General features: G+C 70.0%; 25 protein-coding genes. 14 read left to right on the plus strand and 11 right to left on the minus strand.

Features of this window, described 5'->3' with window-relative positions:
- Position 1: 1 nt before the first annotated feature.
- Both G4D83_RS30075 and G4D83_RS30080 read right to left on the minus strand, forming a co-directional pair.
- Complete coding sequence (locus tag G4D83_RS30075; RefSeq protein ID WP_163868303.1) at positions 2 to 454, minus strand: isoprenoid biosynthesis enzyme family protein; 453 nt, start codon at positions 452 to 454, stop codon at positions 2 to 4.
- 14 nt (positions 455 to 468) lie between these two features.
- Positions 469 to 1,437, minus strand: a complete 969-nt coding sequence (locus tag G4D83_RS30080; protein WP_163868304.1) for a helix-turn-helix transcriptional regulator — start codon at positions 1,435 to 1,437, stop codon at positions 469 to 471.
- A gap of 125 nt (positions 1,438 to 1,562) precedes the next feature.
- Between G4D83_RS30080 and G4D83_RS30085 the strand changes: the two genes are divergently transcribed.
- The 11 genes from G4D83_RS30085 to moaD all read left to right on the plus strand — a co-directional run bounded on the left by G4D83_RS30085 (position 1,563) and on the right by moaD (position 12,672).
- Positions 1,563 to 2,522 carry an SDR family oxidoreductase gene (locus G4D83_RS30085; protein WP_163868305.1) on the plus strand — a complete coding sequence of 320 codons (960 nt, stop codon included), beginning with the start codon at positions 1,563 to 1,565 and terminating at the stop codon, positions 2,520 to 2,522.
- A 174-nt stretch (positions 2,523 to 2,696) separates the two neighbouring features.
- Positions 2,697 to 3,488: a polyprenyl diphosphate synthase gene (gene uppS, locus G4D83_RS30090; protein ID WP_163868306.1), complete on the plus strand. Its 792-nt coding sequence runs from the start codon at positions 2,697 to 2,699 to the stop codon at positions 3,486 to 3,488.
- Entirely contained in the window at positions 3,485 to 4,315 is an 831-nt protein-coding gene (locus G4D83_RS30095; protein ID WP_163868307.1) for a phosphatidate cytidylyltransferase, read from the plus strand. The genes uppS and G4D83_RS30095 overlap by 4 nt, the downstream gene beginning before the upstream one ends.
- A gap of 84 nt (positions 4,316 to 4,399) precedes the next feature.
- Positions 4,400 to 6,037: an RIP metalloprotease RseP gene (rseP, locus tag G4D83_RS30100; protein ID WP_163868308.1), complete on the plus strand. Its 1,638-nt coding sequence runs from the start codon at positions 4,400 to 4,402 to the stop codon at positions 6,035 to 6,037.
- A gap of 9 nt (positions 6,038 to 6,046) precedes the next feature.
- Positions 6,047 to 6,535, plus strand: coding sequence for a septal ring lytic transglycosylase RlpA family protein (locus G4D83_RS30105; protein WP_163868309.1), 489 nt, complete (start codon positions 6,047 to 6,049; stop codon positions 6,533 to 6,535).
- Positions 6,536 to 6,544: 9 nt separating this feature from the next.
- The gene (tsaB, locus tag G4D83_RS30110) at positions 6,545 to 7,282 is read left to right on the plus strand and encodes a tRNA (adenosine(37)-N6)-threonylcarbamoyltransferase complex dimerization subunit type 1 TsaB (protein ID WP_163868310.1); all 738 of its coding nucleotides are present in this window, start codon (positions 6,545 to 6,547) and stop codon (positions 7,280 to 7,282) included.
- 43 nt (positions 7,283 to 7,325) lie between these two features.
- The gene (locus G4D83_RS30115; RefSeq protein WP_163868311.1) at positions 7,326 to 8,354 is read left to right on the plus strand and encodes an aspartate-semialdehyde dehydrogenase; all 1,029 of its coding nucleotides are present in this window, start codon (positions 7,326 to 7,328) and stop codon (positions 8,352 to 8,354) included.
- Between the two features lie 126 nt (positions 8,355 to 8,480).
- Positions 8,481 to 9,404, plus strand: coding sequence for an MXAN_2561 family MXYO-CTERM-anchored protein (locus G4D83_RS30120; RefSeq protein WP_255203894.1), 924 nt, complete (start codon positions 8,481 to 8,483; stop codon positions 9,402 to 9,404).
- Positions 9,401 to 10,129, plus strand: a complete 729-nt coding sequence (locus G4D83_RS30125) for an MXAN_2562 family outer membrane beta-barrel protein (RefSeq protein ID WP_163868312.1) — start codon at positions 9,401 to 9,403, stop codon at positions 10,127 to 10,129. Before G4D83_RS30120 ends, G4D83_RS30125 begins: the two co-directional genes overlap by 4 nt.
- Before the next feature lie 6 nt (positions 10,130 to 10,135).
- Positions 10,136 to 12,001: a PKD domain-containing protein gene (locus G4D83_RS30130; RefSeq protein WP_163868313.1), complete on the plus strand. Its 1,866-nt coding sequence runs from the start codon at positions 10,136 to 10,138 to the stop codon at positions 11,999 to 12,001.
- On the plus strand, positions 11,998 to 12,672 hold the full coding sequence (moaD, locus tag G4D83_RS46960) for a molybdopterin converting factor subunit 1 (protein ID WP_163868314.1): 675 nt from the start codon (positions 11,998 to 12,000) through the stop codon (positions 12,670 to 12,672). The genes G4D83_RS30130 and moaD overlap by 4 nt, the downstream gene beginning before the upstream one ends.
- A 4-nt stretch (positions 12,673 to 12,676) precedes the next feature.
- Here the strand turns inward: moaD and G4D83_RS30140 are convergent, their stop codons facing one another.
- The 3 genes from G4D83_RS30140 to G4D83_RS30150 all read right to left on the minus strand — a co-directional run bounded on the left by G4D83_RS30140 (position 12,677) and on the right by G4D83_RS30150 (position 15,791).
- Positions 12,677 to 13,351, minus strand: a complete 675-nt coding sequence (locus tag G4D83_RS30140; protein WP_163868315.1) for a hypothetical protein — start codon at positions 13,349 to 13,351, stop codon at positions 12,677 to 12,679.
- Positions 13,352 to 13,465: 114 nt separating this feature from the next.
- Positions 13,466 to 15,352 (minus strand): site-2 protease family protein, encoded by a 1,887-nt coding sequence (locus G4D83_RS45665; RefSeq protein ID WP_205522744.1) that lies wholly within the window; start codon positions 15,350 to 15,352, stop codon positions 13,466 to 13,468.
- 16 nt (positions 15,353 to 15,368) lie between these two features.
- On the minus strand, positions 15,369 to 15,791 hold the full coding sequence (locus G4D83_RS30150; RefSeq protein WP_163868316.1) for an NUDIX domain-containing protein: 423 nt from the start codon (positions 15,789 to 15,791) through the stop codon (positions 15,369 to 15,371).
- 69 nt (positions 15,792 to 15,860) lie between these two features.
- Here G4D83_RS30150 and G4D83_RS30155 point away from each other — a divergent pair, with 69 nt between their 5' ends.
- The 3 genes from G4D83_RS30155 to G4D83_RS30165 all read left to right on the plus strand — a co-directional run bounded on the left by G4D83_RS30155 (position 15,861) and on the right by G4D83_RS30165 (position 20,001).
- Positions 15,861 to 16,340: a hypothetical protein gene (locus G4D83_RS30155; protein WP_240356752.1), complete on the plus strand. Its 480-nt coding sequence runs from the start codon at positions 15,861 to 15,863 to the stop codon at positions 16,338 to 16,340.
- A 67-nt stretch (positions 16,341 to 16,407) separates the two neighbouring features.
- Positions 16,408 to 18,363 (plus strand): acetate--CoA ligase, encoded by a 1,956-nt coding sequence (acs, locus tag G4D83_RS30160; RefSeq protein WP_163868317.1) that lies wholly within the window; start codon positions 16,408 to 16,410, stop codon positions 18,361 to 18,363.
- Positions 18,364 to 18,645: 282 nt separating this feature from the next.
- On the plus strand, positions 18,646 to 20,001 hold the full coding sequence (locus G4D83_RS30165; RefSeq protein ID WP_163868318.1) for an aminotransferase class I/II-fold pyridoxal phosphate-dependent enzyme: 1,356 nt from the start codon (positions 18,646 to 18,648) through the stop codon (positions 19,999 to 20,001).
- 101 nt (positions 20,002 to 20,102) lie between these two features.
- Here G4D83_RS30165 and G4D83_RS30170 read toward each other — a convergent pair whose 3' ends face one another.
- The 6 genes from G4D83_RS30170 to G4D83_RS30195 all read right to left on the minus strand — a co-directional run bounded on the left by G4D83_RS30170 (position 20,103) and on the right by G4D83_RS30195 (position 26,242).
- Positions 20,103 to 20,732 (minus strand): histidine phosphatase family protein, encoded by a 630-nt coding sequence (locus tag G4D83_RS30170; protein WP_163868319.1) that lies wholly within the window; start codon positions 20,730 to 20,732, stop codon positions 20,103 to 20,105.
- Between the two features lie 62 nt (positions 20,733 to 20,794).
- Positions 20,795 to 21,430 (minus strand): hypothetical protein, encoded by a 636-nt coding sequence (locus G4D83_RS30175; protein ID WP_163868320.1) that lies wholly within the window; start codon positions 21,428 to 21,430, stop codon positions 20,795 to 20,797.
- Positions 21,427 to 22,311 carry a ribonuclease HII gene (locus G4D83_RS30180; RefSeq protein ID WP_163868321.1) on the minus strand — a complete coding sequence of 295 codons (885 nt, stop codon included), beginning with the start codon at positions 22,309 to 22,311 and terminating at the stop codon, positions 21,427 to 21,429. Before G4D83_RS30180 ends, G4D83_RS30175 begins: the two co-directional genes overlap by 4 nt.
- A gap of 270 nt (positions 22,312 to 22,581) precedes the next feature.
- Positions 22,582 to 22,956, minus strand: coding sequence for a carboxypeptidase-like regulatory domain-containing protein (locus G4D83_RS30185; RefSeq protein WP_240356754.1), 375 nt, complete (start codon positions 22,954 to 22,956; stop codon positions 22,582 to 22,584).
- Between the two features lie 52 nt (positions 22,957 to 23,008).
- On the minus strand, positions 23,009 to 24,460 hold the full coding sequence (locus tag G4D83_RS30190) for a B-box zinc finger protein (RefSeq protein ID WP_163868323.1): 1,452 nt from the start codon (positions 24,458 to 24,460) through the stop codon (positions 23,009 to 23,011).
- 12 nt (positions 24,461 to 24,472) lie between these two features.
- Positions 24,473 to 26,242 carry a M61 family metallopeptidase gene (locus G4D83_RS30195; protein WP_163868324.1) on the minus strand — a complete coding sequence of 590 codons (1,770 nt, stop codon included), beginning with the start codon at positions 26,240 to 26,242 and terminating at the stop codon, positions 24,473 to 24,475.

Below are 26,242 nucleotides of genomic sequence, written 5' to 3' on the forward strand. Positions count from 1 at the left end.
CTCACATGCGCATGCCCTGGGCGAAGCGCGAGAAGTGCTCGGGGGACAGGAAGCCTCTCAATCGCTGGCAGATGTCCCGCAGGGCCCCCACTCCGAAGAGAGGCTCGGGGCTGCTCTGGTCGAGGTCGAGGACATCCAGGAAGGCGGTGAGATGCGACAGGGTGGAGGCGCTGAGCGGGTTCACCCTGTCCACGACGAGGTCGTCGATGACGAAGAACCATGCGAGGAAGTCCGCGAAGATTTGGAGCAGCGCTGGGGACGCATGGGGAAAGCCTCGGGCCGCGAACGAGGCATACTTCGCTCGCTCCGCCCGTGCCCTGTGCTCCGCCGTGGGGGTGAGCCCGTGCCGGGTGGCCCAGGTGAGCCTCCTGTGTTCCAGTTGCTCGACGTCGGGCGCGCACGCCCCCTGCCATGGAAATGTGATGACAGGGATGCGGACGTGTTCAAGCTCCAATCGGGCGTGTCTGTCTATTTGAATGGATGCGCGGCGAGAATCCCTGTCGCCAGGTCCACCAAACGGGTGCGCAGCGCTGTCGGCTCCACCACCTCGAAGCCACTTCCCACCTCGAAGAGTTGGCCCACCGCGATGGACTCCCGCTCGAAGTCCACGGTGACAGTCTTTCCCCCATCCTCCACCCGCCCCGCGTCGAACCGGGGCGCATCCGCGGGCGGACGAATCCGTCGCAAGGCCGCCTCCGCCTCGGTCGTCAGCCGCAGCGTCACTTCGTATCGGGCCCGCTTCTCCGCGAAGCGCGCGCACCACTCCCGCCAGAACGCGGGCAAATCGAACCGCGCGGGCCGCTCGAACGTCTCCGCTCGCAAGCGGGCCCCCTCGATTCGCGAGCCCCGGTACACGCGCTCTCCCTTCTGGGTCCCCGCGACCAGGTACCAGCGGTCCGCCTTGAGCACGAGCGCGTACGGGTCCACTTCGCGCCGCCCGCGCTTCCCGTCGAAGTCCCGATACGTCAGCGCCACCTTCCGGTTCAGCCACGCCGCCTCGCGCAGCACCTCCAGGTAGGGCACCGACTCCCGCTCCGTGAACCAGCCCGAGGAGTCCACGTGCAGCCGCTGTCGCGCATATTCCAGCGCGGGTTGCTGCAAGACGGGCAGCGCCGCCGCCAGCTTCGCCAACCCGCTGCTCAGCGGCGCGGACAGGCCCAGGTCGCCCAGCCCGCCTGGCGTGGCGCTCATCGCCGCCAGCGCCTGCAGCTCCGCGCGATTCAATCCCGTGAGCTGCGTCTTCCACCCTTCGAGCAGCGCGACGCCTCCCGCCGAGCCTCGCGTCGCGTACACCGGCACGCCGGAAGCAGACAGCGCGTCGAGGTCCCGGTGGATGGTCCGCTCGGAGACCTGGAGCTCGCGCGCGAGCTGTCCCGCCGTCCGCTTCGGACGGGTCTGCAACAACATCATCAGGCTGACGAGTCGGTCGGCGCGCATGTCGGAAACCCCACCGCGCACTGTACGCGGACCATCATGACAACAGATGTCATGATTCCCTCCATAGGGTGTGCCCATCACCGGCCCATCCACACCCCACCCGCGCCGGTCCGAGGAGAGACACCATGAAGAAGCCACTCGAAGGACGCATCGCCCTGGTCGCTGGAGCCACGCGCGGCGCCGGCAGGGGAATCGCCACGCGGCTCGGCGAGGCCGGTGCCACCGTGTACTGCACGGGCCGCAGCGTGCGCGGCCGTCCCGCCTCCGGCCCCAAGCGCCCGGAGACGCTCGAGGAGACCGCCGAGCAGGTCACCGCGCTGGGCGGAAAGGGCATCGCCGTCCGGTGCGACCACACCGTCACGGAGGAGGTCGCCGCCCTGTGCGAGCGCATCCAGAAGGAGCAGGGGCGGCTCGACATCCTGGTGAATGACATCTGGGGCTGCGACAACATCTCCGAGTTCGGCGTGCCCTTCTGGAAGCAGTCCACCGACAACGCGCGCACCATGCTGGAGCGCGCCGTGCTCACCCACATCATCACCAGCCGCCACGCCGTGCCCCTCATGCTGGAGCAGGAGCGGGGCCTCGTCGTCGAAATCACCGACGGCGACCACTTCGGCTACCGGGGCAGCGTCAACTACGACGTCGTGAAGATGAGCGTCATCCGCCTGGCCTTCGCCATGTCGCGCGACTTGCGCCGCACCCGTGTCACCGCGCTCGCCGTGACGCCCGGCTTCCTGCGCTCCGAGGAGATGCTGGAGAACTTCGGCGTCGCCGAGGCGAACTGGCGCGACGGCGCGAAGGCCGAGCCGGACTTCATCGCCTCCGAGTCACCGGCCTACGTCGGCCGCGCCATCGCCGCGCTCGCCGCGGACCCGGACGTCGCCACCAAGGCCGGCGCCGTCCACAGCTCCTGGGCCCTGGCCCGCGAGTACGGCTTCACCGACCTGGATGGCTCCCAGCCCCACTGGGCCGACTACTTCGAGCGCACCTACCGCGCGCCCTACAGCGTCGCCAACGCCGCCGCCTACGCGTCATGGCACAACAGCCCCATCGACATCGTCCGCCCCAACTGGCCCCTGGAGTGAGTCCGGCGCCCGCGCCCCCTGTCCGCACCGGCGAGGCTGCCCACCTGGGCCTACATGGCTTGGGAGTCCCGGGCCGCTCGCACCGGGCGGGCGACCGACCAGGGGGCTCGGGCGACGGTTGGGCCACGCGCTCGTGGACGTGGCCCCTCGCCGCCGGTAGGGTGCGCGGCTCGAATGGAACGCCCCCTAGTGGTTTCCGCCCTCGAAAATCAGGTCAAGGCCCGGCCGGTGCCGCGCCACGTGGGCATCATCATGGATGGCAACGGTCGGTGGGCGGAGTCGCGGGGTCTGGACCGGCTGGAAGGTCACCGCGAGGGAAGCTCCAGTGTGCGAGAAGTGACCCGCACCGCCCGCCGTGTGGGCATCCAGGCTCTGACTCTCTACGCCTTTTCCTCACAGAACTGGGCCCGCCCCGCGGAAGAGGTCGCCGGGCTGATGGACCTGCTGCGCGACTACCTGGAGCGCGAGCGGGCCGAAATCCTCGACAACGGCATCCGCCTCAACGCGGTGGGTGACGTGGGGCGACTTCCCCGGTTCGTTCGCGAGCCGCTGGACAGCCTCATCACCGCTTCGGCGCACAACACCGGCATGGTGCTGTCGCTGGCGCTGTCCTACGGCGGCCGGGAGGAAATCCTCCACGCCGCCAGCCGGATGGCGGAGGCCATCTCCCGGGGCGAGCTGTTGGCGGACCGGGTGGAACAGGCCGACTTCGAGTCCTTCCTGTGGACGAACGGGCTGCCCCCGCTGGACCTGGTGGTGCGCACCAGCGGCGAGCAGCGCGTGTCCAACTTCCTGCTCTGGCAGATGGCGTACGCGGAACTGTGCTTCACCGACGCCCTCTGGCCGGACTTCCGCACCGACGAGTTTCTCCGCTGCGTGTCTCAGTACCAGCAGCGAGAGCGGCGCTTCGGTCTCACTTCCGCGCAGGTCAAGCGGGAGGACACCCCCCAGCGGGCCAAGGCGTGAACGACAAGAACAAGAACCTCGTCGTGCGCATCGTGACGGCGTTGACGCTCCTGCCGCTCGTGGTGCTGCTGCTCTTCCTCGGTGGCGTGTGGAGCGCGGGCCTGTTGGGCCTCGCCGCCGCCGCGTGCGTGGGCGAGTACTACCTCATCGTCCAGAAGCGGCTGAACGCCGCCGCCTGGGTGGGCATGGCCTTCGCCGCGGTGATGCCGTTCCTGCCGCTCAAGGACGCCGCGCGCACGGGAGAGACGGCCTTCTGGCTCACCGTCGTCTTCTCGTTCTTCGCGTGGATATTCCACCTGTTCAAGGGCCCGCTCGCCGAGGCCCCCACGCGCACGGCCCACCTGGTCAACGGCTTCCTGTACGGCGCCGTGGGCCTCACCGCCTTGTCCGCGCTGCGGCTCCTGCCGGACCATGGCCTCGCGTGGGTCATCTGCGCGCTGACGATTACGTGGGGCAACGACACCGCCGCCTACTTCTTCGGCCGCTTCATGGGGCGCCACAAGCTGTACCCCGAGGTGAGCCCCAACAAGACGTGGGAGGGCTTCTTCGGCGGCATGCTCGGCTCGGTGGGCGGCATGTTCATCGCTCGGGGGTTCTTCTTCCCCGTCTTCACCGTGTGGGACTGCGTGCTGCTGGGAATCGCCGGCGGCCTGCTCGGTCCGGTGGGCGACTTGTGCGAGTCCATGCTCAAGCGCGCCTATGGGGTGAAGGACTCGGGGTTCCTGATTCCGGGGCACGGCGGGGTGCTGGACCGCATCGACGCGCTGCTCTTCAACGCCCCCCTGGTGTTCGTCTACGTGCAGTTCGTGCGCGGGCTGTTGCCGTAGAATCGTGAGATTTCGCTCGCCCGCCTGGCTGGCGGGTCCGGATGTGCGTTGTCCGTCCGGGGGCTCACGATTACTGTTGCCGCCATGCCCTCACTTCAGAACCTGGGGTTCTTCATCCTCCTGCTTGGCGTGCTCGTGACAGTGCACGAGCTCGGCCATTTCCTCGTGGCGAAGGCCTGCGGGGTGAAGGTCCTCAAGTTCTCCATCGGCTTCGGGCCCAAGCTCATCGGCTTCGTGAAGGGCGAGACGGAGTATCAAATCGCCCTGCTGCCCTTGGGCGGCTTCGTGAAGATGGCGGGGGACCTGCCTCATGAAGAGCTGAGCCCGGAAGAGGCCAGGCGCGGCTTCCTGGCGCAGCCCCCCTGGAAGCGCGGCCTCATCGTGCTGGCGGGGCCGGCCTTCAACCTCATCTTCCCCGTCATCGTCTATTTCTTCGTGTTCCTCGGCCCGCACCAGGCGACGTCCACCCTGGTGGGCTACGTGGAGCCCGGGATGCCCGCCGCCGCCGCCGGCATGCGCCCGGGAGACCGGGTGATGTCCGTGGAGGGCGAGTCGGTGCGCACCTTCGACGACATGCGGGACACCTTCGTCGGGCGCTTCGAGCGGGCGATTCCCATCGTCGTGGAGCGGGACGGCCAGCCGGTGACGTTGACGGTGACGCCCATCAAGAACACGGAGACGTCGCCCATCGACACGGTGGAGCGGGGCCTCATCGGCGTGCTGCCGCTGGCCAAGCCGCCGCTGGTGGGCGTGCCCCCGGGTTCCGTGGCGGAGACCGCGGGGCTGCGCACGTTCGACCGCGTGCTGAGCGTCAACGGCGCCAGCGTCCCGGATGAGGCGCGGCTGTACCAGGAGCTGGGCCGGCACCCGGAGGGCGAGCCGCTCAAGGTCGTCGTGCGGCGCATGGACACCGTGGAGGCGGGCGTGGTGCAGGGGCAGGTGGCCCGCGTGGTGGAGGTGACGGTGCCGCGACAGCCCGGCGCGGGTCTGGCGGCGCTGGGCGCGGAACCGGCGGACCAGTACGTGGCGATGGTGATGCCCGGCAGCGCGGCCCAGAAGGCCGGGCTCAAGCAGGGTGACCGCATCGTGTCGCTCGACGGCGAGGCGCTCGCGTCCTTCCGGCTGCTGGAGGTGAAGCTCAGCGGCGCCGAGGCCAAGCCCTTCTCGCTGACGTGGCGGAGCAAGGACGGCGAGCACACGCAGACGATTGCGCAGGCGCCGCTGATGGCGGAGGACGCCATGGGGCAGCAGCTCTCCAAGCTCTCCCTGGGCGCGCGCGGCTGGACGCTGGTGGACGCGGACGTGGCCAAGGCGGACGAGGTGACGGTGCACCTGGGCCCCGCGGCGGCGCTGAAGCAGGCGGCCGTCGTCGTTCCGAAAATCGTCGGGCAGATGGTGAAGGTGCTCGGCGGTCTGGTCACCCGCGACGTGCCGCTGAGCACGGTGGGTGGCCCCATCATGATGTACCAGCTGGCGGCGCGCAGCGCGGAGCAGGGGCTGGACTCCTTCCTCAACCTGATGGCCATCATCTCCATCAACCTGGGGGTGATGAACCTGTTGCCCATCCCCGTGCTGGACGGGTTCGCGCTGCTGTCCGCCGCGTGGGAGGGCATCCGCCGTCGTCCCATTCCGGTGCGCGTGCGCGAGGCCGCCAACATGGTGGGTCTGGCGCTGCTCATCCTGTTGATGCTGCTGGTCTTCACCAACGACATCACCCGCTAGAGAGGCCCCATGCGCGCGAGCACCGTCGTCATCCTGCTGGCGCTGGGCATGGGCCTCTCCACCGGCTGCGCGTCGCGCGCGGCGAAGCCGGACTCGCGCGAGGAGCCGAACCCTTCGCCGCCGTCTCCGGGCGTGACGAGGCGCGAGCAGATGCCGCGCTCCTATCTGGGCGAGGGGCTGGCCTCGTTCTACGGCCCGGGGCTGCACGGCCGTCCCACCGCGAGCGGGGAGCGCTTCAACCAGAACGAGCTGACGGCCGCGCACCGCAAGGAGCGCTTCGGTTCGTGCGTGCGCGTGGTGAACATGGAGAACGGTCGCTCCGTGCAGGTCCGGGTGAATGACCGGGGGCCTTACGTGGACGGTCGCATCATCGACGTCTCGAAGGCCGCCGCCTCCAAGCTGGGCATGTTGGACAAGGGCGTGGTGCGCGTGCGGCTGTATCGCTGCAAGGACGCCGTGTCGGAGATTCCCCGCGCAATGTGGGCCGTGCCGGTGTAGGGAGCGCCCATGTTCCTCGCGCTGGACACCTCCACGCTGACGATGTCGCTCGCCCTGGTGGAGCGCGGGCCGGATGGCGCCGTGCGCGCGGTGGAGCACTCCGTGGTGCGTCCGCCCGTGAAGCAGAGCGAGGCGCTGCCCGGTGTCGTCGGGGAGCTCCTGGCCCGTCATGGCCTCAAGCTGGCGGACCTGGAGGGGCTCGTCGTGGGGCTGGGGCCCGGCTCCTTCACGGGGCTGCGCATCGGCCTGGCCACGGTGAAGTCGCTGGCGTACGCGACGGGCCTCAAGGTGGCTGGCGCGTCCTCGCTGGCGGCCGTGGCGCTGGAGGGCCCGGAGGACGTGCCGCTGTACTGCCTCGCGGTGGCGCGCAAGGACGACCTGTACCTGGGCGCCTACGTCCGGCGTGGCGCCACGGTGGAGGCGCTGGAGCCGGAGACGGCCATGTCGCCCAAGGACGTGGCCGCGCGCATGGCCGCGGAGCCCCGGGCGGTGGCGCTGGGGCCGGCGCTGGTGGACTACCGCGCGGCGCTGGTGTCCCACGGCGTGGCCCCGGAGCGGCTGCTGACGGGGGGGGAGTTCCCCTCGGCGGTGGAGCTGACGCGGCTTGTGCGCATGCCGGAGACGTTCTCGCTCGAGGCCCTCTTCGCCATGGAGCCGCACTACGTGCGGGCCTCCGAGCCGGAGCGAAACCCCAAGTTCCCTCCGCTGCCGGGGCCGGTGCCCACGGCGCGGTTGAAGGACGACTGAAGCGTCCAGCGCTCACGCGCTCGGGCGATGCAAAGGACGCGCGATGAAAGACGATTTCAAGATTGCCGTGGTGGGCGCCACGGGCGTGGTGGGCCGTGAGGTGTTGGCCGCGCTGCACGCGCGCGACGTGCCCGCGGAGCAGGTGCATGCCTTCGGCTCCGAGCGTTCGAAGGGCCTGTCGGTGGAGTACGGCGAGGACTCGCTGGACGTGGAGCGCGCCGTGCCCGAGGCCTTCCGGGGCATGGGCCTGGTGCTGCTGGCCACGCCCGCCGAGGCGTCCCGCACGCTGGCGCCGGCCGCGCAGGCCGCGGGCGCGTGGGTGGTGGATGTCAGCTCCGCCTTCCGGGGCGACGGCAACGTCCCGCTGGTGCTGCCGGGCTTCAACACGGAGCTGCTCGGCGCGACGATGAAGGGGCGCATGGTGTGCCTGCCGAGCGCGGTGACGACAGCCTCCGTGCATGTCATCGAGCCCCTGCGTCGGGCCTTCGGCGTGGTGCGCGCGCAGGTGACGGCGATGATGAGCGTGTCCAGCGCGGGCGTGCGCGGCGTGGCGGAGCTGGAGAAGCAGACCGCGGACTTGATGTCCGGGCGCGAGCCGGACCCGAGCGTCTTCCCGCACCGCGTGGGCTTCAACCTGGTGCCCCAGGTGGGCGGCTTCATGGTGGGCTCCCCGTGGACGGAGGAGGAGGGCGGCTGGACGCTGGAGGCCGCGCGGCTGTTCGCGACGGTAGGGGATGCGCTCGTGCTCGCCGGCACCGCGGTGCAGGTGCCCAGCTTCTACGGCCACGGCCTCACCCTCAACGTGCAGCTCAAGAAGGCGGGCCCGGTGGAGCAGGTGCGCGCGGCCCTGAAGACGTCGCCCGCCCTCAAGGTGCTGGACACCCCCGGTGAGCGCATCTACCCCATGCCCATGCTCGTCACGTCGGACCCCACGGTGCACGTGGGCCGGGTGCGCGCCTTCCCGCAGGCCCCGGAGTGGGTGACGCTCTTCGCCGCCGTGGACAACGCCACCCGGGGCGCCGCCCTCAACCTGGTGGAGGCTGGCCTCAAGCTGGCCGAGCGCGCCGTCTGACAAATTGGCACAAGGGCCGCGGCCGTCCTGCCTGTTTGGCTCGCCAGGACGGCCCGCGAGGGCCAAAAGTAGGCATGCGGGAACGATTTGAGTGTGGCCTCCCGCTTGCTAGCTTGCGGCTTACCCATGCGCCTCACATTCGCCGTGCTCCTGCTCTTCGCGTCGACCGCCCTTGGGCAGACGGCCCCGGTCGTGAACTTCGCGATCCCGGGCACCACCGCCCAGAACAACGAAATCGTTGTCTCCAAACAAACCTGCGCCGACCTGAGGACCGTCACCTGGACGCGGACGGGGGCCCTGGCGTGCAGCTCGCTCATCTTCTGGCTGTCGCCGGACAACTGTACGGGGGAGCCGGGCACGGGGGACCTGGTGCTCGGTAATGAGGTGCCCCAAGGTGACACCACGACCCTGTCCGGCACGCTCCAACTGAGGATGAGCGACGCGCTCGCCGCGAGCAGCCCGACCCTTTCGTGTAGCACCCAGGCGGAGAACAAGAGCTACAAGCTTTGTGCGTCGACGGAGAAGCAGGACTCGACCCTGGACTGTGACGATGAGCGCTCCAACATCGGCCAGCCGACCATCACCTTCACCCTGGACCCGGTCGCTCCCCCAGCGCCCGCGCTTCCGGCCGTGACGGGGCTGGACAGCGCGCTGAGCGTCAGTGTGACGGTGTCTGGTGACGCGTCGCAGATGAAGGTGCAGGTGGTGGAACTGGTGCAGGGCGGAGAGGACGGCGGCACGGTCACCGCAGGCGAACTCGTGGTGGAGAAGACCCAGACGATCGACAACACGGTGTTCCGGATGGACGGCTTGGTGAACGGCAAGTTGTACGGCGTGCAAGCCATCGCCTACGACAAGGCGGGGAATCCGAGTGACGAGTCGCCCCTGGCGACCGGCTCGCCGATTCCGAGCGATGGGTTCTTCGCGGCCTATCGTGAGGCGGGCGGTCAGGAGACGGGCGGGTGTGGAGCGGGTGGTGGCGGGCTCGCGCTGGGCGCTGTGGTGGCGGCCCTGGGGTTCTGGATGATGTCGAGGAGGAAGCTGTCATGAGTCGGGCACGGGCCGTGAGTGTGGCCATGATGGTCGCCGCGCTGCCGGCGTGGGCGCAGGACGTCGGAGTGGTTTCGGACGAGCAGTTCCAGTCGCCTCGCAGCGGCGGCATCATCATCCGGGCGGGCGGCTACAAGCCGCTGTTGGATGATGAGAAGGCGCTCAATGGGAAGACGCCCTTCAAGGACACGTTCGGGGATTCGTCGCTCCTGCTCGCGGAGCTGGAGATTCAGGGGTACTTCTACCAGGGCATTGGCACCGCGGGTGTGGGGGTGTCGGCCGGCTACGGCGAGAAGTACGCGGCGGCGAAGCTTGAGAGCGGAGCCAACGCGGCGGAGCTGACGGCGCTGAAGGTGGTGCCGCTCGGGCTCAACCTCTTCTACAAGTTCGACTACGCCGCCTTCGAGTGGGGCATCCCCCTGGTGCCGTACGGCAAGGTGGGCCTCGTCTACTCGCCGTGGTGGGTGACGAAGGGCAACGACGACGAGGTGGTCGACGGCATCAACGCCAGCGGCGGCAAGTGGGGTTGGAGCGCGACGGGCGGGATGTCCTTCCTGCTGGACGTGCTGCAGCCGCGCTTCGCGCGCGACTTCGACTCGGGGCTGGGCATCAACCACAGCTACCTGTTCGCCGAGTACACCTACTCGGATGTGGACAATTTCGGCAAGCCGGGCTTCGTGCTCTCCAGCCGGCGCTGGATGTTCGGACTCGCGCTGGACTATTAGCGGCGGATGCCGCTCTTTCCGCGCTCCTTCCGCCCGTTCGTCGCGCTCCTCCTCTTGATGGTCGCCGTGGGCCCCTGGGCCTCCGGCTGCCGGCGCGTCGTCCGGGCGGACCTGGGCGCGGACCGCACCGTGGAAGCGGGCGTGCCCGTGGAGCTGGGCTCGGGCGAGGCGGGGGCGCAGGCCCTCACCTGGGAGCCCGGTGACGGGACGCCCGCGTCGCAAGGCGCGCGGCTGTCACATGCGTTCGCGCGCGTGGGCACGTACACGGTTCGGGCGCTGCACGAGGGCCAGGAGGTCGGCCGCGTGCGGCTCACCGTGGTGCCGCGTCCGCTGCTGCGCGCGGTGCCCTCGGATGCGCGCTCGCTGCTGTGGGTGCCTCGACTGCAGGGCAACGTGGAGCCGCTCGTGGACTTCTATGAGCGGCTCGTCGGTCCCGACGAGGCGGAGCAGGCGCTGCGGGAGGCTCCCCTGGTGTCGCTCGTGCTGAGCAGCCTGACGAACGGCTCCAGCAGCGTGGTGGACCCCGAGGAGGGCTTTGGCCTCTTCATGGTGCCCGCGTTCGACGGCGTGGTGGCGCTCCTGGGCGTGACGGAGCCCGACGCGGCGCTGGCGGCGGTGGCGAAGGAGCTGGAGGGCGTGGGGCACGAGGTGACTCCCACCGGGGACGGCGCCATGCGCGTGACGCCCCTGGACTCCAGCGAGGCGATGCTGCTGTTCGTCGACCGGGGCTACCTGTACCTGGCGATTCCGGACAGCGCGGATGCCGACGCGGAGCCCGAGGCGGGTGAGACGCTGGAGGTGCTGGCCCTGGCCGAGGAGGCTCCGGCGGTGGTGGGCGACGTGGAGGTGGCGCGCCGCGCGGTGAAGGGCCTGTCCGGCCCCGGGCTCTCCGAAGCCGCGCTGCTGACGGAGCTGCGGCCGAAGGTGGCCGAGGGCAATGTCTACGTGTACTCGGGCGCGCTGCGGCGGGAAGAGGAAGGGGAGGAGGCGGGGCCGGTGCGTGGGTTCTTCGCGTCGGTGACGGTGCTGCCGGAGCGCCTGTCGTTGGATGGCTTCCTGTCATCCACGCGGCCGTTGTTGCAGGGGGCGGATGCGCCCGCGTCGGCGCTGCTCCTGGACAGCGCGCTGGGGCCGGTGGCCGCCGCGCAGCTCTCCGTGCCTCCGGAGGAATTGGCGAAGCTGGTGTTCGGCGCGCCGGGCTCACCGCACCGGGAGCGCACGGTGGAGCGCTGGCGCGCGCGGGGACTGGACGCGGAGGCGCTGTTGAAGGCGCTGCGCGGCGACGTGGCCATGCTGGTGTACTTCGACGCGCCCGCGTTCCTGCGCAACTTCGTCCAGAAGCAGCGCCCGGAGCCCAAGGGCACGCTGCTCATCGACGCGGGCCTGACGTCGGCGGAGCCGGTGATGCGACTGCTCGATGCGCGGCTGGAGGGCACGTCGCTGCGCTACAGCACGGAGAAGATTCCCGGAGGCAAGGTCTACCGGACGCTGCTCCAGGGGTATCCCATCGAGCTGAAGGTGGGGCCCGAGCGGGCCACGCTCGTCGCGGGCGAGTCGCTGGACGGCCGGCCCCGCGGCGACGTGGGCCGTGCCCTGCGCGAGCAACTGGGAGGTGAGGCGTTCGGTGCCGGGCACATGTCGGTGATGGCGGACCTGGGCCAGCTTCGCGCGGACCTGGATGCACAACGGTCCGTGCCCGGGGTGTCGCCGGAGCGGCTCGCGTCCGCCCAGGCGCTCATCAAGGCGGTGCTGGAGGGGTTCACGCCCCTGGACTCGGCCTTCCTGGACTTCTCGCTCGCCGAAGGAGGCGCGCGGCTCAAGGGCGAGCTGCGGCTTCGCGAGGACACTCGGACGGGACGAGGTTGGCGGTGAGCGCGGGGGGCACCATCACCGTGCTGTACTTCGCCGCCGCGCGTGAGCGGACGGGACGGGCGCGTGAGTCCGTGGAGGTGCCCGAGGGCGCGTCGGTGAAGGACGTGCTCGGGTTGCTCGCGACGGCGCACCCGGGGCTCGCGGTGCTGTTGCCTCATCTGCGCGTGGCGGTGGACCAGGAGTTCGTGGGCGCGGAGGCGCCGGTGCGCGCGGGCGCGGAGGTGGCGCTGATTCCTCCCGTGGCGGGTGGCTCGCCCGGACTGTTCCGGGTGGTGGACCGGCCGTTGCGGCTGGAAGAGGTGGTGGAGGCGGTGGGCGGTGATGCGTATGGCGGGCTGGTGACGTTCAGCGGTTCCGTGCGCGACCAGACGAAGGGGCGACGCGTGCTGCGGTTGGAGTACGAGGCCTACGCGCCCATGGCGGAGAAGAAGCTGGCGGAGATTGGCGCGGAGGCCACGGCGCAGTGGCCCGGTGTGCGACTGGCGATTGTCCACCGCGTGGGCACGCTGGTGCCCGGAGAGCTGGCGGTGGTCATCGCCGCCGCGGCCCCGCATCGCAAGGAGGCGTTCCGGGGCTGTGAGCACGCCATCGAGCGGCTCAAGCAGGACGTGCCCATCTGGAAGAAGGAGTTCTTCGAAGACGGCGAGGTCTGGGTCGGGCTGGGGCCCTGACGTCTCAGCGCGCGCGGAAGGTCGCGGGGATGTGGACCTCCGGGCCCGCGTCGGGTTGCTGCTGCGCGCGCTCCGCGTCGGTGATGGGGCGCATGGGTTTGTCGAGGCCCATCGCCTTGCGGCGCGCGGCCTCCTTGTCGGCGGCCAGTTGCAGCGCGCGCGCGTTGGATTCAGCGGCGCGTTCCGGTGTCGGGCCCGCGAGGAGGAAGCCCACGGGGAGGCTCAGGAAGAGCAGTGCGACGATGACCAGCCAGCCCATGTCCTTCCACTGGAGGGGGCCGACGCGCTCCTTCACGACGGAGCTCTGGACGAGCAGTGACAGGTGGCCTTCCGTCAGCCGCAGCGTCATGCCGTCCGCGAGCGCCACCGAAGTCCGGCCCTGGTCCTGGACGCGCTGGTTGTCCGGCAGGGAGGTGAAGGCGTCGCCGCGTGCCTTGTGGTCCACGTGGACGTTGGGCGGCAGGTGGATGCGCCAACCGCGCCCGGTGCGCTCGGCCATGAGGAAGGGCTCCTCCGGCAGCGTGAAGCCATAGAGGGGCAGGGGCGCCTTTTCATCGGGCGCGGCAAGCACCTTCGCCTGCTCGGGCCCGTAGCTCCAGGCTTCCGCCAGGTTCTCTCCCCAGTACAGCTCGAAATACAGCCCGCCGTCCGCCTTGGTGCTCATCTCGCCTGCAAGCATATGCGTCCTGCTGCCTCTCGGCCGCGTCATCGGGTGCGGAAGCCCACCGGTGGACACGAAACGTCCGCCCGCCTGCCTGACAACCGAGGGAGGGCTGGGGTTCTCCCTGCCTGTTCACGTGGCGGAGGGGGCGCTCGTCCCATCCGGGCCCGTGGGGAGCGGGGCACTCGGGGACGGTTTCGCGGGTGGCGGCGGCCCGGCGGGGCCTGGAGGTGTGGGGCCGCTGGGGCCGCCTGTTCCCGGGGGCGACGCGGGTGCCGGGGCATTCGTGCCGATGGCTGTCGATGCGGCGGGCGGGACATCCTTCCCACTTGTCGTGGGGGAGCTCGAGCCGCCAGGCGCGGAGGCACCCGGAGCGTTCGGTCCCGCGGGTGCGGTGGTTCCAGGCGCTCCCGGTCTGCCTGTCGCGGGGGAGGGTGGATTCGTTTCGTTTGTCGCGGGGGCACCCGGTCCGCCTGGCGGGGTGGTGGCGGGTGCTGCGGAGCCCGTCGTTCCCGCGTCGGTGGGAGGAGTGGTTCCGGCGACAGCGGGCATGGGGCCGCCCGGGCCCGAGGGTCCGGCGGCTCCGGTGACAGCTGGCGCAACCGAGCCACTCGCACCGGTGGCAGCAGGCGGAATGGGCGCACCTGCTCCAGCGACAGCAGGAGGAACCGCTCCACTCGCGCCAGTCACAACAAGCGGAGTCTGCGCACCTGCTCCAGCGACAGCAGGAGGAACCGCTCCACTCGCGCCAGTCACAACAAGCGGAGTCTGCGTGCCTGCTTCCGTTACAGCAGGCGCGCCAGGTCCAGTAGCGCTCGTGACACCTGGCACCACGAGACCACCAGGGCTCGTGACGGCAGGTGCGCCGATTCCTCCGAGGCCGGCAGGCGCCGTCGTCGAACCCGCGACGACAGGCGTGCCCGTTCCAGGTGAGGACGGAGTTCCAGTCACCGGAGTCGTCGCCGTGGCGGCCTGCGTCCCCCACCTGAACCGCTCGGGCACCGCGCCTCGAATCTCCGCGGCGGCCACCGCGACGATGACCGCTGAAATCGCGAGGAAGCCCACCGTCTGCGCCACGGTCTCCACGCGCGGCGGCAGCTTGCGGCCGCTCGCCACCTCAATCATCAGCAACAGCACCCGCCCACCATCCAACCCGGGCACCGGCAACAGCGTCAGCAACGCCAGCGCCATCGATGCGGCCACCAGGGCCCGCAGCACCGAGTCAGTACCCGAGGACGCCGCATCCGACGACTCCTGCCGCACCAGCGCTCCGGGCCCCGTCGGGCCTCCATGTGGCTGGCCACCCCGCACCAGCCGCACGAACATCGCCCCGCCTTCCGACGCGAGGTTCATCGTGTGTACGAACGCATGGCCCAGCGCCTCGCCCGGCGCATGCGAGCGATAGACGTACTGCTGACTCACGCCGATACGTCCCGCGCCACGCTCATCCGCGCGGGGTCGCACGCTCACCGTGCGCGACTCCCCGTGTCGACCCACCCGCAGCTCCAGCGTGCGGCCCACGCCCACCGCCACCTTCTCCACGAACTCCTTCCAGGTGCGCAGGGGCTGCCCGTCCACCGTGTCGATGCGGTCTCCCGGAAGCAGTTGCGCTCGCGCCGCCTCCGAGCCGGGCCGCACCGTGCCCACCGTCAGCGGCACCACCACGTGCGTGCCGGACGTGTACAGCGCGAAGAGGACCCCCAACGCGAACAGGTAGTTGGCCAGCGGACCCGCCAGGATGATGAGCGCGCGACGCAGCGGCCCCATGGCCCGGAAGCTCACGGCCTCGTCCGCGTCCGCGCGGTGCGGATTCATCCCCTGGATGTGCACGGTGGCGCCCAGCGGCACCGCGCCCACGACGAACTGCGTCCCTCCCACCCGGAAGGACGCCATCGGAGGACCAAACCCGAAGACGAACCGAGGCACCCTCACGCCGAGCAACCGCGCGGCGACGAGGTGCCCCAATTCGTGCAGGGCCAACAGCGCCCCGAGGGCGAGCAGGACGAGTGCGTAGTGCATCCGGGACGGCCGCTCCCTACAGCTTCCGCCGCTGTCCGGTCCGCTTGTATGCGCGGTAGTCGGAGAGGATGGTTCCGTGGTCGAAGCACAGGTCGTTCGGCAGCGCATCCAGCGTGAAGGTGCGCGCCTCCGCCGCGTCATCGGAGCCCTGCGGCTCGCCCTCCGCCGTGCCGATGTAGACCGTGGACAGCGTGTGCTGCCGGGGGTCTCTCTTCGGGTCCGAGTACGTGAAGAACTGCTCCACCAGCTTCACGTCCATTCCCGTCTCTTCCTTCACCTCGCGAATGGCCGCCGCGTCCAGCGGCTCGCCTTCGTCCACGAACCCGCCCGGCAGGGCCCAGCCGATGGGCGGATTCGCGCGACGGATGAGGACGATGCGTTCTCCCGGCAGCTCGATGATGCAGTCCACCGTGGGTTTGGGGTTGCGGTATTCGGGCATGGTCCCCAGTCTACCCCGACCTCCACGTCCGCACTGCACTCGATGCGTCCGTGGAGTATGGTGCGCGCCGTGTCCACCGTGAGACGCTTCCGCCTGCTCCTGCCCGCCCTTCTCGTGAGCGCCATGTCGGGCTGTGTGCCCTTCCACCAGGACGCGGGGGAATATGAATTCACCCCCGTGGAGATCTTCCGCGACGAGTGCGGCCTCTTCGCCGCCAACCAGGACCAGTTCCGCGGCGCCCTCCAAGTCACGGGGCGCGTCGTCCGCCTGGACTTCGGACTGCTCAACATGCAGCTCATCGGCTACTTCCTCGCCGAGGGCGACGACTTCGCCATCGACGGCACCATCGTGAACGCCTCGGCCAGGGTGCGAGGGCAGGAGTGCCTGCTCGACGAGGCCAGCTTCCACATCGACGCCACGACGCAGTGCGGGACGCGCTTCGACGGGGTGATGCGCGTGCGCTACGAGGCGACGCAGCGGCCCGCCGAGTGCGCCTGCGAGCTGTGGATGCGTTTTGAAGCCGTCAAGGAAGCGAAGCGCTGCGAATAGCGTGCTTGAGCCTGGGCTCGCGGGTTCCTAGAACAGAGGGGCTGTCGCCCACTCCGTGGAGGAGCCCATGGCTGAAACGCACGATGAGATTGTCTCGGTCCTATCCGAGACCCGCGTCTTCCCACCGCCCCAGGCGTTCTCCCAGCGCGCCCACTTGCGGAGCATGGAAGACTACCAGCGACTGTGGGACGAGGCCGCCAAGGACCCGGACAAGTACTGGGGAGACCGCGCTCGCGAGGAGCTGTACTGGAAGGAGCCCTTCAAGACAGTCCTCGACTGGAAGCCGCCGCACGCGCGCTGGTTCGTCGAGGGGCGCACCAACCTGGCCTACAACTGCCTGGACCGGCACCTCGCCACACGCCGTGACAAGCCCGCCATCCTCTTCGAGGGCGAGCCCGGAGACCGCCGCCGCATCACCTACGGTGAGCTGTCCACGCAGGTGAACCGGCTGGCCAACGGCCTCAAGTCGCTGGGCGTCAAGAAGGGTGACCGCGTGGGCATCTACCTGCCCATGGTGCCCGAGGCCGCGGTGGCGATGCTGGCGTGCGCGCGCATCGGCGCGGTGCACTCGGTGGTGTTCGGCGGGTTCTCCACGGAGGCGCTCCAGGAGCGCATGAACGACGCGGGCGCCAAGGTGGTGCTCACCGCCGACGGCGGCTGGCGCAAGGGCGCGGTGGTGCCGCTGCTCAAGAACGTGGAAGCCGCGCTGAAGAGTATGACCACCGTGGAGAAGGTGGTGGTGCTGCGGCGCACCGGCGACTCGCTGTCGCTGAACGACTCGAAGCTGGTGGCGTGGGACGCGCTGGTGAAGGACCAGGCCGACACTTGCGAGCCCGAGTGGGTGGAGAGCGAGCACCCGCTGTTCATCCTCTACACGTCCGGCTCCACCGGGAAGCCCAAGGGGGTGCTGCACACCACGGCCGGCTACGCGGTGAACGCATCGCTCACCACGCGCTGGGTGTTCGACTTGCGCGAGGAGGACGTCTACTGGTGCACCGCCGACGTGGGCTGGGTGACGGGGCACAGCTACGTCGTCTACGGGCCGCTGATGAACGGCGCGACGACGGTCATCTACGAGGGCGCGCCCACGCACCCGGGGCCGGAGCGGTTCTGGGACATCATCGAGCGCTACAAGGCCACCATCCTCTACACCGCGCCCACCGCCATCCGCGCCTTCATGCGCCTGGGTGACGAGCACCCGCGCAAGAAGGACCTGTCCTCGCTGCGCCTGTTGGGAAGCGTGGGCGAGCCCATCAACCCCGAGGCCTGGATGTGGTACCGCGACGTCATCGGCGGCGGACGCTGCCCCGTCGTGGACACGTGGTGGCAGACGGAGACGGGCTCCATCATGATTTCGCCGCTGCCTGGCGCCACGCCCACCAAGCCCGGCTCCGCCACGCTGCCGCTGCCGGGCATCCACGCCCAGATTCTGGACCGCGAGGGCAACGTGGTGCCGAAGGGGCAGGGTGGACTGCTCTTCGTCACCCAGCCGTGGCCCTCCATGCTGCGCACCGTGTACGGCGACCCGGACCGCTACGTGCGCACGTACTTCAGCGAGCTGCCCGGCAAGTACTTCACCGGCGACGGCGCGCGCACCGACGCGGACGGCTACTTCTGGTTGATGGGCCGCGTGGATGATGTCGTCAACGTGGCTGGCCACCGCCTGGGCACCGCCGAGGTGGAGAGCGCTCTCGTCTCGCACGCCCGCGTGTCCGAGGCCGCGGTGGTGGGCCGCCCCGACGACTTGAAGGGCACCGCGTTGGTGGCCTTCGTCACGCTGAAGCAGGGCCACGCGCCGTCGCCCGAGCTCAAGAAGGAGCTGGCCCAGCACGTCTCCAAGGAGATTGGCGCGATTGCCCGGCCGGATGAAATCCGCTTCGCGGAGGCGCTGCCCAAGACACGCTCCGGGAAGATCATGCGCCGGCTGCTGCGCGACGTCGCCGCGGGCAAGAAGTCCTCCCAGGACACCACCACGCTCGAGGACCTCAACGTCCTCGCCACGCTCCAGCAGAACGACGAATAGCCACACACCCGACGGGTAGGGTGGGGGCTCCCCCGGAGCCCCGCCCTCGTCGATGGGACGTGGGAACTCGGGTGTTCTAAGGGGAACCACTCAGGTCGGACTTTCCCTGGATTTCACTCGACGTGCGAAGTTGAATCCGCGCTCATAATCCGAAATAATCAGGTGTTGAGGAGTTGTTGACACTGGAAGATTGCAGGGGCATTAAAGGCCGCGCTCGACCCCCCCGAGCCGACGCCCCAGGTCCTCTTCCGCGTCGTCATCCCTCCCCCCTCGGATGTGTCCATGAATCTCCGCGATCAGCTCGACTCGCCGCTGTTCACCCATTTCATCGCCAATTACACGCACCCGACGGGGCCCGATTTGCTGGGCCGCACGGAGGCGTTCTTCGAGTGGCAGGAGTCGCGGCGGCAGAGTGGCTTGTGGCCGTACTCGCGGAGCCTGGAGGGGGCGCCCACGGCCGAGTGTGCCGTGAGAAGCGAGACAGGGGTTGCGCGGCAGGGATTGAACTTCGGCTCGCAGGATTACCTGGCGCTGTCGACGCATCCGTCCGTGGTGGAGGCGGCGCACCGGGCCATCCGTGACTTCGGCGTGCACAGCGCGGGCTCCGGGATGTTCGGTGGCAACACGGCGCCGTCGCTGAAGCTGGAGCAGGCGCTCGCGGAGCATCTGGAGATGCCGCATGTGGCGCTGTTCGCGACGGGGTGGGGCGCGGGCTTCGGCGCCATCGCCGGGCTGGTGCGTCCGGAGGACCACGTGGTGCTGGACGCGCTGTCTCACGCGAGCCTCCAGCAGGGAGCGAACGCGGCGACGCAGAAGGTGAGCCGGGTGCCGCACCTGAACAACCGCGCGATGCGCCGCAAGCTGCAGGAGTTGCGCGCCACCGACACGGCCAACGGCATCCTCGTCGTCACCGAGGGTCTGTTCTCCATGGACTCGGACGTGCCTCGAATCGAGGAGCTCCAGGGCATCTGTCACGAGTTCGGCGCGACGCTGCTGGTGGACGTGGCGCATGACCTGGGCGCGCTGGGGCCTCGGGGCACGGGCAGCCTGGGCGCGCAGGGGCTGCTCGGGAAGGTGGACCTGGTGGTGGGCTCCTTCTCCAAGACGTTCTCGTCCAACGGTGGCTTCGTGGCGACGCGCTCGGCGGCGGTGCGCCAGTTCGTGCGTGTCATGGGCGGGCCGCACATCTTCTCCAACGCGCTGGTGCCCGTGCAGGCCGCGGTGGCGATGGAGTCGCTGCGCATCGTCCGCTCGGAGGAGGGAACGATGCTGCGCGCGAAGGCGATGGAGAACATCCTCGCGCTGCGCGCCGCGTTCGCCGAGCGCGGGGTGAAGTGTCTGGGCGAGCCCTCCAACGTGGTACCCGTACCGCTGGGCGACCCGAAGGTGGCGCGCGTCGCATCCAAGCTGGTGTTCGAGCGAGGTGTGTTCCCCAACCTGGTGGAGTACCCCGCGGTGCGCATCCGCGAGTCCCGCTTCCGCATGCAGGTGATGTCGTCGCACACCGTGGAGCAGATGAAGCAGGGCGCCGAGGTGGTGCTCACCGCCGTCGAAGAGGCTCGTGCGCTGCTCGCGGCGCCCCAGCCGAGCCCGTTACGGGTGGCGCGCGCCGATTCAGGCAAGCGCGCTGAGGTCTGAGTCTCTCGCGCCGAGTCGGGCGGGTGTGCTGTGTCTGTGTCTCGCGCGCCAGGTGTCGAGGTGCGCGGCTTCGTGCGGCCCCACGAAGCCAGTCGTGACGCTCAGGTGTCGTCGAGGCTGTCGTCGCGCAGGTGAGTGATATCGCCCCACGTCACCAGGCGGAACGCGCCCTGGTGGTAGTCGAACTGGTTCCAGCAGGCGTTGAGCACCGAGAAGGCGCGCGGCGTGTTGGGCGGAATCCCCAGGCTGTGGCGGAAGAAGCTGCTCAAGACGCCCCCATGGGTGACGACGACGACGCGCTCCCCGGGATGGCGGCTGCCCACTTCCCCCAGGCACTCCACCGCGTAGCCCAGTCGCTGGGACGTGCTCTCTCCTCCGGGGACGACGTAGTCCGGCGCGTTGGTGGCGTACGGGCCGAAGATTTCGGGGTGGCGCTGGTTCGCCTCCTCCCGGGTGAGCCCCTCGAGGATTCCCAGCCCGCGCTCCCGCAGCCTCGCGTCCGCGTGGACCTCGTGCCCCGTCTTCGCGGCGATGCGCCGGGCGGTCTGCAGGGCCCGGCCCAAGTCACTGCTGTACAGCGCGGTGAAGGAGAGGGTGGACAGCCGCGCCGCGAGCGCGTCCGCCTGACGCAGCCCCTCGGCGCTCAACGGGCTGTCCCGGTGGCCCTGGAGCAACCCCAGCGCGTTCCACTCCGTCTCGCCGTGCCGCAGCAGGATGAGCTCGGTCTTCATGCCCGAAGCCTGACGACAGGCCCCGGGCGGGGCAAGGACTCCGTGCGTGACGTGTCAGCGGCTCAGCGTGCCCGCTCCATATGCGTCATGCCTTCCTCCAGAAGTGCCGCCACGCCCCGGCGCACCACATGGACGACCTTGCGGCTGTAGGCCGGGCCTCCATGGGTGTAGTGCCCGCTCACCTTGTGGTGCAGCTCCGTGGCGCCCCACACCAGCACCAGGTCCGCCCACTCCAAATCACTCCGGGCCCGGTCCGACGTGCGCCGCTCGGTGCCGTCCACCATGCGCAGGTCGATGTGGTGGCCCAGCTTCGCCTCCAGCTCCTCGCGCACCGCCGGAGAGCCGCCCACCACCACCACCTTGCGCACGCCCAGGCGGTTGCACGTCTCCACGAAGGCGACCTCCGCCCGGTGGTTGGCCGAGCCTCCGCAGCGCGCGCAGTGGCTGCGAGGCTCCACCCGCAGCGGCTCGCGGCCACTGGCCTGCGCCACCTTGAGGCACGCGCCATCCGCGCACACGGGGAAGAATCTCCCGTCGAGCACCTCCGCCGCCTTCTGCAGCTTGGGCTCGCTCATGCGCACCTTGCCTGGACGCGTGAGGCCCGCATCCTCCAGCACACCGCGGGCGCGTACTCGCGTCTCCGTCAGCGTGATTCCTCGGTCCGACAGCCAGCCGTCGATGTCGCGGTCCGTGCTCATGACTCTCTCCTCGTGGGAGACGGCACGGCGGCGAACAGCTCCGCCTGCACGGGGGAAGTTTCGGAAGGCGCCGTCACCAGACCCAGCGCTTCTCTCACCGGGCCGAAGCTGCGCCGGTGGATGGGCAGCACGCCCTTCTCCTTCAGCGCCTGGACATGGCGCGCCGTTGGATAGCCCTTGTGCTCCGCCAGGCCATAGCCCGGGTAGCGCGTGTCCAGCTCCGCCATCAGCTTGTCGCGCGTCGTCTTGGCCAGGATGGAGGCCGCCGCGATGCTCATGGAGAGCGTGTCGCCCTTGATGATGCCGCGCTGGGGCGAGGGGCACTGCGGAATCGTCCGCGCGTCCACCAGCACGTAGTCGGGCTTGAGCCCCAGGCCCTCCACCGCGCGGCGCATGGCCAGCAACCCCGCGTGGTAGATGTTGAGGCGGTCAATCTCCTCCACCTCCGCGTGGCCCACCGCCCAGGCGACGGCGTCGCGTTTGATTGCGACCGCCAGCGCCTCGCGCTTCTCGGCGTCCAGCACCTTCTTGGAGTCGTCCAGCCCCTTGAGCCGGTAGCTCCGGGGCAGCACCGCCGCGGCGGCGGTGACGGGGCCGGCCAGCGGTGCCATGCCCGCCTCGTCCACGCCCGCGACGTGGATGTGCCCCTGCTCCCACAGCTCAGTCTCGAAGCGCAGCAGGTGCCGCAGCCGCTGACCCTCGGAGCGGTTCTTCTCCTGCCGGGCCCTGATGCGCCGGGCGAGCGCCTGGGCGCCCCGTCGCGGATCCGCGTCGAGCGCCTCCAACAGGCCGTTCGGAACGGGGTTCGCCTGGGTGACGAAGCGCTCGGTCAGCTCACCGAGGGCACACTGAAGCCACTGTTCCCGGCTATCGATGGACATGCTTGCGGACCCGAGCGGCTACCGGAACGGTAGGACTCCCCGATGAGGGAACGCGGTGCCCACCACAACACGTCCCCACCGCCGTACACACGGGAGCGCCCGACTGGTGGGTGGCTCCGAGGACGGGGGAGTGACGCGACGAGGCGGGCATGCGGGTCTGACGCATGCAGACAGCCGTACCGCAGGCGACCGGCTCAATTCAACCTCCCCGGTGATTTCTCCCGAGGAAATCACTGGGAAGCCCGGAGAAGTTGGAGGCCAGATGAGTTCCTACGGACTCAGCTCCAGCGTCAATTCGGCCGGTTCAGGTACGCAGTTGCAGGTGTCACACACCCATTCGACGCGCGATGCGGGCGAAATCTTGGAGCCGGCGGTGGCGACCACTCGTACCGGGCTGGGGGCGAGCCGCTCATTGACGGCGGTGGTGACGCCGTCGCCGTCGGTGACGCCGGAGACGCTCGCGTTGGAGGTGAGGTTGGTGGCCGTGACGGTGGCGCCACGCACGCGTGCGCCGTCCGCCGAGACGACCGCCACGCGCAATGCCATCAGCGTCGCCTCGCAGTCGTCGAGGCCGCGCTCCATGCGAGGCGCGTCATCACATCCCGCGAGCAGGCTGAGTCCGATGAGCCATGAGAGTCCACGCACCCGAATCATGCGTGGAAGGTGATGACGGCGCGCGCGCTCGGCAATGCCCGACTCAGTCGGAAGTGAGCCTCGTGCGTTCACCTGCGTACCTTGCGGCGCTGGTGTCGGGGTAGCGGTGCAGCACGTACCGGTACACTTCCTCCGCGCGGGCCGTGTCGTTCATCCGCTCGCCCAGCACGCGCGCCAGCATCACCAGGGCGCGGGGCGCGGTGGGTGAATCCGGTGCCACGTCCGCCGCCCGTTCCAACGCGGTGACGGCCAATGGGAAGTTTCCTTCCACCGCCGCGGCCTGCCCGATGAACAGGTGGTGCTCCGAGGGCACACGCGAGGAGGGAAGTTGCTCCAGCGCGGCATAGAGCTCCAGGGCCCGGGGCACGTCGCGCGCGCCCACCGCTGTCGCCAGGGCGGAGAGTTGCTCGGTGGCGTCCACCCGTGTCGCTGGGGCTTCCTCCGGAGGCGAACCCGGTTCCGCGCGGCCTTCCGTCAAGCCCCCCATGGCGTGGAGCGAGGGCGCGTCCCGCAGCGGCCGGGTGCTCCCCAGCACGGGCTCCAGGTAGTCCCGGGCGTCTCCGTAGCCCACCTGGTCCCCCCGGACGTACAGGAGCAGGCCCAGCACGTGCGCCGCGAGGAACGGCACGACCAGCGTGACGCACTCCGACAGGAAGCGGGAGATGACCAGCCACTCCAGCGCGCGGAGCCCGCCGGCCACGGCATGGGCCACGCCCTGGAGCAGCACCAGCACCGCGAGGGTGGCGGTGGTCAGCAGGTAGTCGGAGCCCAGGCCCCGGGCCAGGCCGAGCACCAGGCGCGGGTCCAGCATGCGCCACGGCGGCTGGCCCGTCGCGGCGAGCAGGAGCCCCATGGGCAGCCACAGGCCGCCCACCAGCAAGAGGCCCCAGAACACGGGGTCCGAGAGCAGGCCCGGCGGCAGCTGCCACTGGAGGAACCAGGCGAAGGCGTCCAGCTTCGCGGAGGCGCCGCGGTGGGCCAGGTATCCGTAGGCGAGCGCCGGAAGGCTCGCGAGCACGAAGACCATCAGCCCGCGCAGGCCGGGGATGATGGCGTCGCGGAACACGTCGTTGAAGTCGGGGATGTCCAGCGACGTGTCGCCGCGCGCGGACTCCCGCACCAGGCCGAAGAACGTCGCCCAGAACAGGCCTCCATAGAGCGCGATGAGGGGCGCGCGCATCATCAGGAAGGACATCTCCGTGAGCCAGCTCACCACGGTGAGGAACAGGCCGAGCGCTATCAGGAGCTGGAGCCCGGCGGCGGAGAAGGGGTAGCGCCAGGCCTTCTTCAGTCGGTGCGACAGCGGCACCACGCCCCGGTGGATGCTCAGGGTTCGAGCATCGCCACCGCACAGGCCGCACGCTTCCAGCTCCACCGTCTGGACGCGGCGCCCCACGGCGCACTCGGGGCACAGCGCCGCGCCGCAGGTATTGCAGCGCCAACCGGCGAGGGCCTTGGGATGTCGCTGACAGAAGGACGGGGTGGAGTGTGGCATCCGCCCGGCAGCCTACGTCGTGCCAGGGGCCTCGTCCCAGGGGGCTCCGAGCCAGACCTGGTACGCGGACTTCTGCGCCTCGGTGGGCTTGTCCACGCGCGAAAGCCACACGGCCTCCACGGGCTTGGCGCCCAGCACCACCGGGACTTCCAGCAGCTTGTCGCGGCGGAACACCGTCACCCGCACCGTCTCCCCGGGCCTGCGGTCCTCGCAGCGGCTCATCAGCGCTGCGCCGTCCGCCTTCCAGCCATCGAGCGCCACCACGTCGTCCTCCGCGTACAGCCCCGCCTCCTGCGCCGGCGAGCCTTCCAGCACCGTGGCCACCGTGGCGTTCCCCTTGAGGGTGACGCCCAGCCAGCCCTTCGGCTTGGACTCCTTGCCCTTGGGCGGCGTGCCACCCCTGTCGCTCGCGGACTCCCGGGTGCGGAAGTTCATCTCCAGGCCGACGTGCGCCAGGACGGAGTAGTCCAGCTCCTCCGTGGTGCGCAGCGCGCGGTCGAAGAAGGGCGTCAGGTCCACTCCCGCCACCTCGCTCGCCGCCGCCTCCACGCCGTCCTCATTCACTCCGGAGCCATCTCCGTGGCGCCGCCACAGGAGCCGCAGCACGTCATCCAACCCGCGCGCGTCGCTGGTGGCCCGGCGGATCTCCAGGTCCAGGAGCGCCGAGACGACTTCGCCCTTCAGGTAGTAGGAGATGGCGCTGTTGGGCGAGTTCTCGTCCGGCCGGTAGTGCTTCACCCAGCTCAAGAGCGACGCCTCCAGCAGCGTCTGCGTGCGCCGGCCCGGCGTCGAGTGCAGCGCGGTGAGCGTCTCCCCCAGTCGCGTGAGGTAGCGCTGCGCGGACATCAGCCCCGCGCGCCGGACGATGAGGTTGTCGTAGTACGCGGTGGTGCCCTCGAAGGCCCACAGCAGGGAGGTGTAGTTCTCCTTCGAGTAGTCGAAGGGCACCAGCGCCCGGGGCTTCACCCGCTTGACGACCCACAGGTGGAAGTACTCGTGCGCGGCCAGCGTCAGCAAGTCCTCCCAGCCCCGGCCGGTGGACAGCGCCGTGCGAGGGAAGAGCAGGGCGGTGCTGGCCTGGTGCTCCAGGCCTCCGCGCCCCTTGTCCGTCAGGTACAGGAGGAAGAGGTAGCGCTGCATGGGCAGCCCACCGAAGAGGCGCGCCTGCACCTCGCACAGGCGCTGGAAGTCCGCGCACAGCCGGTCCGGGTCCGCCGGCGTGTCACCCCAGACGACGATGTCGTGCGGCACGCCCGCCGCGGTGAAGCTCAGCGGCGTGTGGGGGCCCACCTCGAAGGGGCTGTCCACCAGCGTGTCGTAGTCCGGCGCGATGAAGGCGCCGCCGCGCTGGCCCAGCGCGCAGAAGGTGCTCCAGCCCTGGGGCGCCTCCACCGTGACGTGGTGCTCCAGGCCGCGCGTGGCCTCCGTGTAGAGGAACACGGTGGCGCCGTTGAGGTACGCGTGGGTGCCGTCCACGTGGCTGGTGCGCACCGTCAGCTCGTTGGCGTAGACGCGGTAGCGCAGCGTGACGGCCTGGCCTCCGGCATTCACGCACCAGGTCTGCTTGTCCACGCGCCGCGCCGTCAGCGGCGAGCCGTCCTGCGTCGTCGCCGTGAGGTCCTGGACGTGCCGCGCGAACTCGCGCACCAGGTAGCTGCCCGGCGTCCATACCGGCATCAGCGCGTCGAGGACGGCGGGGCCCGCCGGGAAGGTGACCTCCACATCCACGAGGTGCGAGTGGGGCCGGGGCAGGGTGACGCGGTAGCGGACGCAAGGGGACAT

It is taken from the genome of Myxococcus eversor (assembly GCF_010894455.1).
In the GTDB taxonomy this organism is placed as follows: Bacteria; Myxococcota; Myxococcia; order Myxococcales; family Myxococcaceae; genus Myxococcus; species Myxococcus eversor.

Excerpts from the sequence above, each read along its gene's own strand:
- G4D83_RS30130 (WP_163868313.1), top strand. The coding sequence starts at position 10,136 with ATGCCGCTCTTTCCGCGCTCCTTCCGCCCGTTCGTCGCGCTCCTCCTC.
- G4D83_RS30125 (WP_163868312.1), top strand. The coding sequence starts at position 9,401 with ATGAGTCGGGCACGGGCCGTGAGTGTGGCCATGATGGTCGCCGCGCTG.
- rseP (WP_163868308.1), top strand. The coding sequence starts at position 4,400 with ATGCCCTCACTTCAGAACCTGGGGTTCTTCATCCTCCTGCTTGGCGTG.
- G4D83_RS30105 (WP_163868309.1), top strand. The coding sequence starts at position 6,047 with ATGCGCGCGAGCACCGTCGTCATCCTGCTGGCGCTGGGCATGGGCCTC.
- G4D83_RS30170 (WP_163868319.1), bottom strand. The coding sequence starts at position 20,732 with ATGAAGACCGAGCTCATCCTGCTGCGGCACGGCGAGACGGAGTGGAAC.
- G4D83_RS30085 (WP_163868305.1), top strand. The coding sequence starts at position 1,563 with ATGAAGAAGCCACTCGAAGGACGCATCGCCCTGGTCGCTGGAGCCACG.
- G4D83_RS30175 (WP_163868320.1), bottom strand. The coding sequence starts at position 21,430 with ATGAGCACGGACCGCGACATCGACGGCTGGCTGTCGGACCGAGGAATC.
- G4D83_RS30195 (WP_163868324.1), bottom strand. The coding sequence starts at position 26,242 with ATGTCCCCTTGCGTCCGCTACCGCGTCACCCTGCCCCGGCCCCACTCG.
- G4D83_RS30120 (WP_255203894.1), top strand. The coding sequence starts at position 8,481 with ATGCGCCTCACATTCGCCGTGCTCCTGCTCTTCGCGTCGACCGCCCTT.
- G4D83_RS30140 (WP_163868315.1), bottom strand. The coding sequence starts at position 13,351 with ATGCTTGCAGGCGAGATGAGCACCAAGGCGGACGGCGGGCTGTATTTC.
- G4D83_RS30165 (WP_163868318.1), top strand. The coding sequence starts at position 18,646 with ATGAATCTCCGCGATCAGCTCGACTCGCCGCTGTTCACCCATTTCATC.
- G4D83_RS30190 (WP_163868323.1), bottom strand. The coding sequence starts at position 24,460 with ATGCCACACTCCACCCCGTCCTTCTGTCAGCGACATCCCAAGGCCCTC.
- tsaB (WP_163868310.1), top strand. The coding sequence starts at position 6,545 with ATGTTCCTCGCGCTGGACACCTCCACGCTGACGATGTCGCTCGCCCTG.
- G4D83_RS45665 (WP_205522744.1), bottom strand. The coding sequence starts at position 15,352 with ATGCACTACGCACTCGTCCTGCTCGCCCTCGGGGCGCTGTTGGCCCTG.
- G4D83_RS30180 (WP_163868321.1), bottom strand. The coding sequence starts at position 22,311 with ATGTCCATCGATAGCCGGGAACAGTGGCTTCAGTGTGCCCTCGGTGAG.
- acs (WP_163868317.1), top strand. The coding sequence starts at position 16,408 with ATGGCTGAAACGCACGATGAGATTGTCTCGGTCCTATCCGAGACCCGC.
- G4D83_RS30115 (WP_163868311.1), top strand. The coding sequence starts at position 7,326 with ATGAAAGACGATTTCAAGATTGCCGTGGTGGGCGCCACGGGCGTGGTG.
- G4D83_RS30080 (WP_163868304.1), bottom strand. The coding sequence starts at position 1,437 with ATGCGCGCCGACCGACTCGTCAGCCTGATGATGTTGTTGCAGACCCGT.
- G4D83_RS30150 (WP_163868316.1), bottom strand. The coding sequence starts at position 15,791 with ATGCCCGAATACCGCAACCCCAAACCCACGGTGGACTGCATCATCGAG.
- uppS (WP_163868306.1), top strand. The coding sequence starts at position 2,697 with ATGGAACGCCCCCTAGTGGTTTCCGCCCTCGAAAATCAGGTCAAGGCC.